The sequence below is a fragment of the Ktedonobacter sp. SOSP1-85 genome (assembly GCF_016587415.1).
Lineage (GTDB): Bacteria > Chloroflexota > Ktedonobacteria > Ktedonobacterales > Ktedonobacteraceae > Ktedonobacter.
Genome location: NZ_BNJI01000001.1, coordinates 1,121,320 through 1,133,906 on the forward strand (window position 1 = coordinate 1,121,320; position 12,587 = coordinate 1,133,906).

The 12,587-nt window shown below is 52.1% G+C and carries 11 protein-coding genes; 7 read left to right on the forward strand and 4 right to left on the reverse strand.

What is annotated here, in order from left to right:
- Positions 1-61: 61 nt before the first annotated feature.
- The gene (iscB, locus tag KTE_RS04975) at positions 62-1,309 is read right to left on the reverse strand and encodes an RNA-guided endonuclease IscB (RefSeq protein ID WP_201379179.1); all 1,248 of its coding nucleotides are present in this window, start codon (positions 1,307-1,309) and stop codon (positions 62-64) included.
- A gap of 354 nt (positions 1,310-1,663) precedes the next feature.
- Positions 1,664-1,891: a hypothetical protein gene (locus KTE_RS04980; protein ID WP_201379181.1), complete on the reverse strand. Its 228-nt coding sequence runs from the start codon at positions 1,889-1,891 to the stop codon at positions 1,664-1,666.
- Positions 1,892-2,536: 645 nt separating this feature from the next.
- Here KTE_RS04980 and KTE_RS04985 point away from each other — a divergent pair.
- From KTE_RS04985 to KTE_RS04995, 3 genes are all read left to right on the forward strand, one after another.
- A complete protein-coding gene (locus KTE_RS04985; protein WP_201379183.1) occupies positions 2,537-2,830 on the forward strand; it encodes a hypothetical protein in 294 nt (97 codons plus the stop codon).
- 686 nt (positions 2,831-3,516) lie between these two features.
- Positions 3,517-6,393 carry a helicase-related protein gene (locus tag KTE_RS04990; RefSeq protein WP_201379185.1) on the forward strand — a complete coding sequence of 959 codons (2,877 nt, stop codon included), beginning with the start codon at positions 3,517-3,519 and terminating at the stop codon, positions 6,391-6,393.
- Between the two features lie 529 nt (positions 6,394-6,922).
- Positions 6,923-7,255 (forward strand): hypothetical protein, encoded by a 333-nt coding sequence (locus KTE_RS04995; protein ID WP_201379187.1) that lies wholly within the window; start codon positions 6,923-6,925, stop codon positions 7,253-7,255.
- Between the two features lie 30 nt (positions 7,256-7,285).
- Here the strand turns inward: KTE_RS04995 and KTE_RS05000 are convergent, their stop codons facing one another.
- Positions 7,286-7,669 carry a hypothetical protein gene (locus tag KTE_RS05000; protein WP_201379189.1) on the reverse strand — a complete coding sequence of 128 codons (384 nt, stop codon included), beginning with the start codon at positions 7,667-7,669 and terminating at the stop codon, positions 7,286-7,288.
- Positions 7,670-8,066: 397 nt separating this feature from the next.
- Here KTE_RS05000 and KTE_RS05005 point away from each other — a divergent pair, with 397 nt between their 5' ends.
- Entirely contained in the window at positions 8,067-8,387 is a 321-nt protein-coding gene (locus KTE_RS05005) for an integrase core domain-containing protein (protein WP_201379191.1), read from the forward strand.
- Between the two features lie 172 nt (positions 8,388-8,559).
- On the opposite strand, the gene KTE_RS05010 is transcribed toward KTE_RS05005, so the two are convergent.
- Positions 8,560-9,072, reverse strand: coding sequence for a transposase (locus KTE_RS05010; RefSeq protein ID WP_201379193.1), 513 nt, complete (start codon positions 9,070-9,072; stop codon positions 8,560-8,562).
- A gap of 823 nt (positions 9,073-9,895) precedes the next feature.
- On the opposite strand from KTE_RS05010, the gene KTE_RS05015 reads away from it, so the two are divergent.
- The 3 genes from KTE_RS05015 (at position 9,896) to KTE_RS05025 (ending at position 12,349) form a co-directional block, all read left to right on the forward strand.
- Positions 9,896-10,687: a hypothetical protein gene (locus tag KTE_RS05015; protein ID WP_201379195.1), complete on the forward strand. Its 792-nt coding sequence runs from the start codon at positions 9,896-9,898 to the stop codon at positions 10,685-10,687.
- Positions 10,684-11,118 carry a hypothetical protein gene (locus KTE_RS05020; protein WP_201379197.1) on the forward strand — a complete coding sequence of 145 codons (435 nt, stop codon included), beginning with the start codon at positions 10,684-10,686 and terminating at the stop codon, positions 11,116-11,118. Before KTE_RS05015 ends, KTE_RS05020 begins: the two co-directional genes overlap by 4 nt.
- A gap of 271 nt (positions 11,119-11,389) precedes the next feature.
- Positions 11,390-12,349 (forward strand): BRO family protein, encoded by a 960-nt coding sequence (locus tag KTE_RS05025; RefSeq protein WP_201379199.1) that lies wholly within the window; start codon positions 11,390-11,392, stop codon positions 12,347-12,349.
- The last annotated feature ends 238 nt before the right edge of the window (positions 12,350-12,587 follow it).

Here is a 12,587-nt window from a genome sequence, read left to right on the forward strand (position 1 = left end):
GGAATAGGCGAATAGGGAGAGGTTCCCATCATCACATTGTGGCAGGGAGACCTCTATGCCTTCAGGCTGTGGGAGGAACAGCCACTCTCCTTTCGACTAAGCAAGTTGAAGCCTGCTGAACGATCTTCAGCTTTTTGTAGCTTGCGCTCGCACTGATCTTCGTTCCGTCTAGGGTCCGCAAATCAAAGTAGCCGGAACTTCTTCTGCCAAAGACAAAGCAGACCTTACCTTGATATCTCACGCAATCGAATAAGCGAAATTCATGCACGTATTTCGGTGCTGTGCTTCTTTGCCTCTTGCCACCCTTCCTGATCGTTGCCTTGTGCAGTTGGCGGTTATTGCGTCTGACGTATTTGACCAGATACCAGGTCCCATCTGACTGAGCCAGAGGATTGCCACTAATACACCGTGCATCAACCATGTGAGATTTCTCTAACTTATGAACGATCCTCTGATGCTTCGTGATGTACCCATAGGTCTGATACACCCGCGGGAACTGAGCCCTAGCCTGTTCGTAGATCTTCCAACGAATCATTCCCATCTGGGTCGCATCGCGAAAGCCGTTAGAACGTTTGACAATCTTACTCTCCTGGTGCGTTCGATGAATGAGATCGTGGCAGGTCTCACATAACGTCACCAGATTATCAGGCCGATCGCCCCCAGTCTTCCTGCTTTCAATATGATGCACACTCAGGACAGGATCTTTCGACTTTCCCTTACACCACTGGCAACAGTGGGAGTCCCTCGCGAGCACGTATTCTCTGACATTCCAGAAGCCCAGCTGTGGACCTTGTTGATACTCCACCCCTTCGATCTGTGGATTCAGGATCTTCTGGAGATCAAATTGTGCGGCCTCAATCGTGGTCTTACTCACGGGCAGGAGTGTATGCACCATCTTGACTGTTTTGAGATGTGCGTCCACTTTATGTTGGATAGATGGAGCGATCCAACCATCAGGCTTTTTCCGATTGAGAAACCGGGCTGATCTGTACCTTGTCGTGCGCCCCCTTCTCGCACGACGGAATTGCCGACGTGTGGCAAGGAGTTTCTGAATGTCAGTGCGTGGTTTCACCTCTGCCTCAAAGAGCACAGTGTTCTCAGTGGTTGCCGACACTCCTATATGCTGAGTGCCAGCATCAATGCCTAAAGAGATCGTTTGCTTGTATCCACTACTGCCGTAGAGCAGTTGCAGCGTAAAAGGTACCATCTTGACCACTTTCGCTTTGCCCGCTTTCAAGAGCAGTCGGGCCTTTCTGGGCTGGCAAGGCATGAGTGGTTCGCCGTGGCAATTTAAAATGTAGATGAACATACCATCTACCTCCTTTCGGAGTGTTGTGCTCTTCGTCAATGTTTCACTGGCTTGTCGTGTCGGCACCACTGATCCCACCCATGAGATCTGTTTAAGCACCAACGACAGAGCGAGCCACTAGAGCAGGCATGACAGGGTGTCCTGACCAGTGAAACGGAGTCCAAGCCGGACCAAGACTAGTCAAGCAGGGCTTGTTCGCACAAGCCAATGCCCTTTGAGGGCATTGGGTTCTTGACAACACCGGATTCCCAGCTGCTACCTCGTATCTGCCATGGGTCAGCGACTGGATCTCGCCTTTGCACGGCACCGAACCCCTGTGGGGCATCCTCGCAGCGCCGGAAAGATCGCGCATTTCTACGGTATTTGGCGTTCCGCCGCCTCGAGGACACAGCGTATCGCGTTCTCCTCACCGACAAGTTGAGACAAACGTGCACAATACGCCCCTATATTTTCCATCCGAGCCGTGATGAATTGGTGTTTCGCGGCCCCACTGCAAAGACCTGATAGCCCGACCTTGGCGGCACTATACTCGTCTTCGATCCGGCGCAGAAGCTGCACCATCTCGCTCTGATTCTCCTGCATTGCTTACCCGTCCTTTCGAAGAGGTGCAAAACGTGTTGATCGCAGATGAGTTGATCGAGAGCCCTGCCGGGCCCAGGGATCCATCCTCACTGCGATGGTAACCCATCGGCCTCTCCTCTATGGCGGCCGTACTCACTGTATTCACATGGGAGGTCACGAATTCCTCCCGAACCGTGCCTCTCTCGCGGAAAATGCAAGCCTTCCCCATTTGCAGCAACCGAAGCGCATCCCTATATCTGCTGCGGCAGAGTCCGACAGGCGATACGGAGGGAAACCGAAGACGGGCCCGCGCAGAAAAGCAAGCCCACGCGATTGCCCGAAAGATCCCCGAGGGGCAAATAGCACGGGTACTTGCCGCACGCAACACCCCGTCCTTCCTCGTAGTGGCAGTTCAGGCAAAACCGAGAAGTTGTCAAGGGCTTAGGAATGCCCAAGCGCAACGAAGGGCCGCTACTGATCCGAGACAGCGCCGATTGAGCGCTTTCCCCGTTCTCACCGCATTGGCAGTGGCACCGCGCTCCAGTTTGCGCGGTTTGCCTTTCCCGCTTGGGGGGAAGGCCAGACTTGTCTACCCGGATCTTTCAACTTTCCCATGAAGGCCCGTGAGCTTCTCGTGAACTTTTGTGGGCCTAAGGTGAGCGTGGTTTGCTACCATTGCAAGGGAGGATGGGGCGGAGACAGGCACTCCGTTCCCTCGTTTCCAGAGACAGCGCCGATGCTGATCGTGCAGTCGCCAAACGGAAGGGGAAATGCGTGGCGCACTTCACAGAAGACACCTTGCAGAGGATTCTCATCAATCCGTTCTACGCCATCACCGCTGCCCCGCAGCTGACGGAGCAGCACATGGAACTCGTGAAGGAGGCTGATTGGGTACAGGAGAACACCTCTCATGTCAACAACCCGCCCCCTAAAACGGGGCGGGCTAGTGGGGAGGGCTAACCGCAACGCAAGTGTTGACTAGAGGCCACAATCCGCTCAGCCTTGTGTTGAGCCGCTTGTGGAGCAGCGATACCGGGCTAAGAAATAGTTCGATCTCAGGCTCATGTGCTAGAGAGAGAGCAAAAGTACGTCCAGATGCCCCCCTAGTCTGGACCACTACCTGCCGCGCCCAAGCAGATGGTCACGGACCTATGCCTGTATCGCCACCTCGAAGGGGAATATAACCACGGCTTTGACCGTGCGTGCTCGGAATCGAGCAACAGTTTTTGAGCCTTTCTGCTAAAAAGGCTCTCCCGCAAGGGAAACTACCAACAGAGACGAGCGGAGGCTAGCGCCGTCCGCCCGTGTTTCCTCCCGCAGCCTGAAGGCATGCGGGTCTCCACACGGAGTGAACTGTGATTGAAGTTCACAAAGTGCTCTTTGGACTCACCGCCAGGCGCGCTGGCATCGCCGCGCACAAAGCGCTCAATGTTCTCGGCGACCAGTGGTATGTGAGGTTATAAGCCAGGTAATTGATGTATGTCTACTGCAACTAAGCAGAGACACGCATCGCTGTTACTGAACGCAAAGATCGTTGTTTCGTTTGCATCAGCCCGTAAGGAACGGCCGCCGTGCCCCCTACGGGGGGTCCTCCCCGGCTTGCAAAGACCGGGGCTCCCTGGCCCGTATTTCTGTGGAGGAAGTAGATGGCAAAAAAGCCTTTTAGTGTCGATTTACTTGCAGAGCTGGTGAAACATGTCCCTGAGGGATACCTCGAATGGCGGCAGATTCATGAGCATTTTGATGTAAAAAAGATGAATGGCTCCTGGAAATCAATAAGCACAGAAGCCTCTCAGAGAGAAGTAGGGTGCAAAGGATTAACTTTTTTTGATGCTTCTCGTGTGTCATGGAGGGATGTCTGTCAGAAGCAAAAATGGGCTCGCCCACAAATTCCAGCAATAACAAGCGGTGGGACAGTGGCTGGTCCAACCATTCAAGAACTGGCGCAGATGCGAAAGCATCGCATTGACGAATTAACCTGTCCCGATGAGATTCAGGCTATCCTGCGACTCGACCAGAGCGATGAGGGCTGTCTTTGGCTTGAAAGCTTTGGAGATATTCCAAATTACCACAGTGTCCTGATGAGGCTCCAGGAGCAGAATATACTTGCTCTTTCTGAAAAATTTGTTTTTGATCCTCTACGTGTCACAATCAGCACAAAACTTACCGCTTTTTTGACCAGGCGCAGACGGGAAGAGCAAGACGTATCAGAAGCCATAGCGACCCTCACATCCCATGTCACAGGCATCTTTAACGAAGACCAATGGAACAGCCTGTTCAACGACCGACAGCGGCACTGGCTGATTCATCAAAAGCAGGTCAGCAAGATCTCCCTGACCACCACCTTTCCTCCTCGCGAGCATTGGTGGATGAGGCGCGGTGATATTGATGAGAAAATAGCCCTCCAGTACGCAAAATCCCAGATGAAAGCGCTCGTCCAGGCAAGGGAGGAGCAGTGGAAGAAGTTGCTTGACCTGTGTGGAGAGACCATACGCCCGGGGGCGAAAGCAGGCAAAACCAATCGTATGCAGGTTGTTAGTCGCAGTTATCGCACGCAGCCCGCGGCCAGGAGGATTGGTCTCCCTGAGAAAGCGTTTCTTGCAGCTATAGAGCAGGGGATTGTCCCGGCATTTAGAGACCCAGATGGCCTACTCCGTATACCAGCCTCAACCGTTGACGCCTTTGCCACTCATGAAGAACTTTATGAGAAGATAGCAGGTTTTATCATTCTGAAAACTCGTGACCTGGCAGTAGCTTGTGGAGTCCATCGGAGTAGCATGTACCGCCGCCTGCAAAAACTCGGTATCTCAACAACGAGAGCCAGCTGGGGAGAAGTCAGAGAGCGCTGGGAGTTGCCAGCTACGTACGTACTTTACCAGAAAGTGCTCGATGACAATTGGCGAGCTATTCAACAGGCAAGGAAAGCTGCGGAAGAAGAGCGGCAGAAACTTCTCCTGGCTCAGAAAGCTCGTGAAGAGGCAGAAAAGAGCGTGCTTCGTGAGCAGCTCATTGCAACCTTCCCGGACTGGAGACGTGAGCAGCGAGCGAATCAGCGAATCAAAGTTCTGCTGGGCGAGGCTAACAGCGGAAAGACCTGGGCCGCGCTTGAACGATTAATTGCTACCGGCAGCGGCTGGTATTTGGCACCGTTGCGCCTGTTAGCCTATGAAATTTATGACGCTCTTAATCGCAGAGGGATTGCTTGTAATCTCCTCACAGGGGAAGAGGAGGTTGTTGTAAGAGGAGCACAGATCACTGCCGCCACGATTGAAATGTTCGATGCCCGTTCTAGAGGAGGGTGCGTGGTTATCGATGAGGCTCATATGTTAGGGGACCCGGATCGAGGTTGGGCCTGGACACGTGCTCTGATGGGGGCGCGTGCGGAAGAAATGCTCGTGCTTGGGCCGCTTGCTTCTCGACCTCTCGTGGAACGACTTCTTTACGCTGTTGGGCAACCGTTTACTTTTGAGCAATCTTCCCGTCTCATCCCACTCAGGATGGCAACAACTCCCTACAAGTTGCGAGATCTTCCGGCAAGAACCATTGTGGTCGCCTTTTCTCGAGGCATGGTCCTGGCATTAAAGACCGATCTGGAACAGATGGGGCGAAAAGTCTCCATCGTTTATGGCGCATTGCCGCCAGAGGTCCGCCGTCGGCAAGCTGATCGTTTTGCCTGTGGTGAGACGGAGATCTGTGTGGCTACCGATGCGATTGGCATGGGTTTAAACCTTCCCGCAGATGCCGTCTGTTTCTATGAAACGAAAAAATATGACGGCAAGAGGGTACGCCCACTCACCGCGATGGAGGTTCACCAGATCGGGGGGAGGGCGGGACGTTTTGGCCTTGCTGAGCAAGGGATTATCACGGCGCTCAATAAGGTAGATCTTGATTTTCTCCGCCAGCAATTTGAGCAGACTCCTTCCCCAATTAGGCAGGCATATGTAACTCCATCGGTTTCAGACCTGGCCCTGCTCCCAGGGAGACTTGCTGCTCGCCTGCGTCAGTGGTGTGAGTTGGAATCTATCCCGGCAAGTATGCGATCCTTCATCAAGACTGCCGATCTCGGGGATCGCATTGAGCTGGCTTCTATGCTACAACCAGAGGAAGAAGCAGACCTGGGCTTGGGCGCAGCCGTCAAATTGACTCATGCGCCAGCACGACCGGAGTCGCGCTTCTACTGGCGATGGTGTGCCAGAGCGATTGTCAAAGGGGACCGCCTTCCTTCCCCTCCAGACCCACCCAAAGATCTCGCCAGTTCTGATGACCTGGTACGAGCTGAGCAGGTAATAGCCTGTGCCGACCTATATCTGTGGCTAGCTCGCACTCCTGAGTTTCGACCATTTGGCCCCTGCTATGGAGAGATCCGCAGAGCTCGCTACGCTCTCGCAGAGCGTATTGATCAGGCTCTCCTCTCTCGGCTGGACACTCGCAAGAGATGCGCCTCTTGTGGACGTGTCCTTCCCCTTCGCCATCACTATCGGCTCTGTGAGAACTGCTACCAAGATCGCGGCTATGACGACTGAGATGACGATGTAACCTGGCGTTGTCCTATTAGGCAGTTGAGATCGATGAGAAAGTAGTGCGACTTCGTTTTTCTGCTTTCATATGTACTGTGTCTTTTCGAGGAAGCATAGTTTTGCAGCGAAAAATGGAAGCATAGCTTTGCAAACTCTGCAAGACCATGGGAATAATGACACAGGCTGTAACTTTACCCATGGTTTTGCAGAGAAGAGGAAACATAGTTTTGCAGGAAGACGCAGTTTGCTAAGCTCAATGGCAAAGCAGGCCGAATGCCTTTTTCCACCTTCGTCCGAACCAGGATCTTTTCGGGGAAACATAGTTTTGCGGAAAAACTTCAGGTGTAGTAAACTGCAAGGACACCAGCTTGAGTTGATGTTTGCAGCAGACACAGCCATAATTTGGTAGACGACTTTGTTGCTGTAATCACAAGTATGGCAAGTCGTATCTCTAGGTGTCGCTCTTTAGAGCGAGCCGAAAAAATCAGACAGTGCGTTGGGCATGTCATGCAACCGAGGGGAGACAATAGGTCTGATGACTGAATTTAACAAAGAGCAGGCGCTTAGTCGCTATATCGAACTGTGGGAGAGGCGACATGCTGAGTTCGATCAACTCCCTGATGTCAAGCGCAGAGTCGCCCGCGGCGACTACGAGTTCTTTTCGAGCGTTGACGTCGAATTGCATGAGCTTCAGCAGGAAGCACAACGAAATGGCTTTATCCTCGACTCAAGTTGGGACGGAAGCGATCTTGTGAACACGATAGAGCAGATGACACCAGAGGAGCATGAAGCCTATCTTGCCGAAGAGCAGGCACAAGCTCTGGAGGACCTGAAGTGGAAATACTCGGAGGGACTGCTTGAGCCATGAAAGTCAAAGGAGGCATCAAATAAGTGTCTCTTAGCTCTTACGAGCGGTAAATAGGTCATCGCGCCATTCCACAACCGTCCCGATGGGAAACTGTGAGGCCGCGGTGACGATCTTTGCAATCGTCTTCTCAACCCCAACTTGCGGCCATCCTCCATCTCTGAGGGAAAAACGGATCGCTTGCTCTAATGCAGGACGTCCACCTTCGAGCAGAGCGACTTTCATCGTCGTCGTGCCTGTTGAGGAGTGTACTCCGCACAAGGAGCGACGACACCCACACGCTCCATCAGCCTCTTCGCCCTCGCAAGTGAAGACTGGGAAGGTGACAATCTCCCCTTCGGGCACGAAGCAGAAATCGTTGTCGCGTTGTCCTTGGGTTTGCCTTGTTGCAACGAAGATAGGAATCGGTGTACTCATGCATGTCTCCTCTTCGTCATAAGGGATCATCAGTTTTATGGCTTCGCTACTCAGCCAAAAACTGAACTTTTGTACTATTTTGCCATAGTTTCATGCTATTGTCCACTCTTAAGAAGAAGCAAAAAAACGATAAAAACAAACGCCAGCCAGAACATTGTTTTCGTCCTTGCTAGCTGGGAATTCCACCGTAACTCCGAAATGAAATGAGCACGAAGTGATCAAAAAGCTGATTTGAAGCTCCGAAAAATTCCATGCTAACCCCGAAAAAAGGAAGCGATTCCAGCGTAACCCCGAAAAAAGTACATGCTTGTTCCATGCACTAATACAGCTATTTTGCAGTTACTCTTTTGATGGAATTGTGATGAAAGCAAGCAAAGATCGGCTTATTTGAGAACGGATGACCGAAGTAGCCAGCACAGCCATCGAGATTCTCAAAACGCTGTATCACGCACCACGAGCGAACGCTGTCTGCGAACGCTTTGTGAGGAGTGTGCGGCAAGAATACCTTGACCATCTGCTGATCCTCCATGAGAAGCAACTCCAACGCGTGCTCAATGAGTATAAAGCATACTTCAATCGGGCACGACCGCATCAAGGGATTCAACAGCAGATTCCCGAAGTGTATGGATCTTCTGGTGCCCCTCCATACGAGGGAACCAAGGTGGTAGCAGTTCCGATCTTGGCTGGGCTGCACCATGACTACCAATTGATAGCCTAAAGAGACGCAAACAGAATTAACAAGACAATGAGTGATAGAGGTGCATCACTATGATACTGCGGTGTGAAGGTACCTGTGGAAGCTCTCTTGCCCATCTTTGCATGTCTTTCCTAAGCATATTCTCCCGCACAAGCATCTGTTTCTCTTGCATATTTGAGGCCTTTTCTCGCTCTCAAGTTTCATGCACCAAACAAATAGAGAAAAGGAGAAGGCGAAGATGACAATTTTGCGAACGGATGTACCAAGTAGCCAGTACAGGAACCGGCTGATAGTACAGGCTACTCCGATTGAGTCCCAATAACTGAGCCTGCACGCTTAAGGAAAGGTCCGCCTTGCTCCTGTCTATTAACTGGATCCGCTCATCGCGAGTCAAGCAGGTGGCCACATTTTTTTTGATCCAGGCCAGTTGCGTACTCAACTTCCCAATCTCGGCGTACAATTCCTCTCGTTCTTTTTCCCAAGCCGCTTCTTTGGCTGCCTGATCTGTTGCTGCCTGGTCATTGAAAGCTCCTGGCAGAGCTACGAGCGCTTGATCTCGCCATCGGGAAATGACATTGGCATGCGTTGCATACTCCGAAGCAATTTGTGAGAGCGTTTTCTCCTCTCGCAGGATCTCCCTCACCACTTTCATTTTAAACTCAGTCGTATACATTTTTCTTATGACCGACATGGTTCCTCCTTCCACCTTCAGCCACCTCAAAAATTTGTCTTAATTATGGGATCCATTATACTGCGCGATCGTGAGTATCTCGTGAATTTTCGTGAGTCAGCGGTAAGCTGCGTTTGGTATCATAGCTGGAGAAGGAAGATGCTCACCGTTTTCTCTGACTGTTTCTCCCACAACAGGGGAGGCGTGGTATCAAGTAAGTGAGGCCCGTGTGGTCTCAAATGCTCCTAGATCCACGTGGGGAGAGGAGGATATCCCCGGAAAGCGTGCATGACAATCGACCGGCGAAAAAGGGGTAATCTTCGTAATCACTCCCTGAAAAGGGAACATAGGCTTTATTGGAATTTCTTTAAAAGGAAGAGACTATACAGTAGACTCTTGGGTATTGGCTACCTTTGTGATCGGAGCCGAAAATCCCACATGGGCTAATTGCAGTCTCTAGTGCAGGTGAGATGGTATCGACGCTAATTCCATTGGTGTCAAGCGACCATCGGTAGAGCGTGCAAACCGTATGGTGGAACGCGATCTTTGGGGCGCAAGGCTCTGGAACCTTGCGCCAGCACGCCCGCTCTGGACGGTGCAGTGTGAGCGCGTTTGGTCGGAAGAGGCAGGTGGTCAGCTTGCACGATTATCGAAGCAACAAACGATTAACCCAGGGAGCAAAGGTCAAGGAAGGTCGAGCCTTGATCTGGAAGGCATTCCGCTCCAGGTCGGCTGCAGAAAACCGGCGTACCTCAACAGGTAAGGAGAGCCATCCATTCCCTACCTCTAAAAAAGGAACGCCTCTTTCCTTCCCCTGGCGAAAGTCAGGAGTCTCCAGAGGGGGAGCCAGATGAAAAGCTTGGCCTTTTTGAAGCAAGTAGATCATGACCGCAAAGTGGCGATTTATGCGGCAACGCACGACGGCAAAATGAGGAATTTCGCATATCATGAGGAGCTTGGAGAGTGCCGTGAGACATTTTCTCGATTGCTTCAGGATGTTCAGCAGGGTGAGATCGGAGTAGTGATGATGCCTGATGCCGCTTGTCTGTCGATTGAAACGTCGCCGGGCTGGATGGAGGCATTTATCCAGGTCGTCAAACAACACAACGTCCTCCTTGGCGACCATGGACATGATCTGGTTTATGATTTGCGCGAGGAAGAGGATGAGGCGCAGTTTCGGGATCTGCATCCACAGGGCGAATACGAGAAGGCGAGGAATGCGCCCCGTTCTCTTGTCGATGCTCTCGCACAGAGTCCTTTTGCTGCTGCCTTGATCGAGAGGGGGGAGAACTGGTTCCTGGTAACAGACCTTGAGAAAAAAGCCCAAGACGCCCCCGTCTATTGTCTTTCCAGCGGGGCAAGAGGGAAAGAGACGGATATGTGGGGAATGGGCCCATTGAAAGACCTTTTGGCTACTCTCGCCCCCTACGGGATCACCGAAAGAGACGGCTGGTCGCCTGTTCACACTGAACGGAAAGGCTGGCTCTTCCGCATTCAACAGCAAGAGGACACGATGGCCGAGCAAACAGCTGCCGCGCTGCACCGACATGAAGGGACTCTACCTCAAGGCGCGCAGGTGAGCGTGATCTTGAGAGGTCAAGGGAAGGTGCGGAGCAAGAAAAGACGGAAAAGAGGAAAGAGAAACCAATGAGAGAGCCGCCGTACTTCACGCGCGAAGAATATGCATTGACGAAAGTGACGCTTGCCCGCAAAGACGTCCCAGCCGAGGCCCTCACCCTCCTCTCCGCATGGATCGAGGGGGAACGCCTGCTGGTGGATGGCCGGGAAGGCGTGGGTGGGATCGACTTCTGCCGGATGGATACAAAGGCCATCGCGCCGCTCCCTCATGTCCTGGTTTCTTTTTTCGCCCGCTGCCCCTACAAGCGCAAAGCTGGGTACTCCCCCAGGTGGAGCGGCTTTTATCTGCTCCTGTACCATGATGTGGAGGAAGGCTGGAAGCTGGAACGGATACGAAAGGACTCCTCCTACGCTCAGTTTGTCCCGGTATTTGCGGCGAGAATCAAGGCGGGAGAGGAGATCAAAAAGCGGTTCGGGAGCTATCTGGGAAACCATCATGAGTGAAGAAGAGAAAACCTCAAACTGCCCCTAATTTAGACGTGCTTGCCTGTAGAGCAGCACGAAAAAGTGGTTGTCTCGAAGAATACCGCTGGCGACCGTGCCCTGATCGTTCTTTTAGGGCAAGTACGGACGAAGTAGTATCATGCTATTCATAGGAGGCGGAGTGGAGCACTTACTATGAGTTTGCCATTGTAGACGTTCCTCTCTGTTCCCGGCTCCCTGTTGGAGAAAATAACTCCGGCAAATTGCCGGAGTTATTTGAAAGGTGGCTTACATGTCGGAAGAGCACGAGCAGATTGAAATCACTGGTAACGAACTGCATCCATTCTCGCATTCGTCCGGGTGGGATGGCATCCATCAAATCTTCTATCAAGGACAGAATTGGTATCGCGTCGTGGATGTGATCGATGCTCTCGAGGTCGCCAAAGATCCCGCCGATTATTGGAGCGACATGAAACGCAGGATACGAACGGAAGGGTTTAATGTAGTGCGCCAGGAGATGGTACAGTTTGAACTCAAGTTGCCCAAGGACAAGCGGTTGCGCAAACATGACTATGCTACCCGCCAGACTATCCTGAGACTGCTGCAATCCATTCCTAGCCCGAAGGTCGAAGAGTTTAAGCTCTGGCTCGCAGAGGTCGGTGAGCAGCGCCTCAAACAAGAGGAGATCGATCGTGTCGAGGCCGAATTGGAACGGGTTCGCGAACGATACCAGCAGCAGGGCATGAACGAGAAATGGATCGAGGACCGTATCCTTAATTTGGTCGGGCGCAACGAACTTACCGATCAGTGGCGCCGACGAGGTGCAGTCGAGCATTTACACTTTGCCAAATTGACTATGATCCTTCATAAGGGCGCGCTGGGAGTGACACCAGAAGAGCATAAGCAGGTAAAGCAGCTTCCCAAACGCGAGAATGTTCGCGATCATATGGATCGCGTTGAACTGGCCTTGCTGACGCTGGCCGAGGCGACGGCAACCACCAAGCATATCGAGCATGACACTCACGGTGTTGAGGACCTTGAAAGAGATGCCCGCGAGACAGCAAAGACGAGTGATACCATACGTCAACTGACGGAGCAGGATCTAGAGCGCCCCGTGGTGAATCCGCAGAACTTTCTGAAGAAGCTGAAAGGAAAACATGGGAAAAAACCAGCCCAGCTTCCGCCAGCTGAACAAGCTACCTTATTTGACGGCCAAATGCCTGATGGGACAGAAAATCAAGGTAGCTCCTGAGTAGCCTTATTCTCTTCCCGAAGATTTGTTCTGTATAATGGCTGCAGAGAATTGTGTAACTTTACCCATGGTTTTGCAGAGAAGAAGATGAAGCGTAGTTTTGCAGGAAGACGCAGTTTGCTAAGCTCAATGGCAAAGCAGGCTAGCTGCCTTTTTCCACCTTCGTCCGAACCAGGATCTTTTCGGGGAAACATAGTTTTGCGGAAAAACTTCAGGTGTAGTAAACTGCAAGGACACC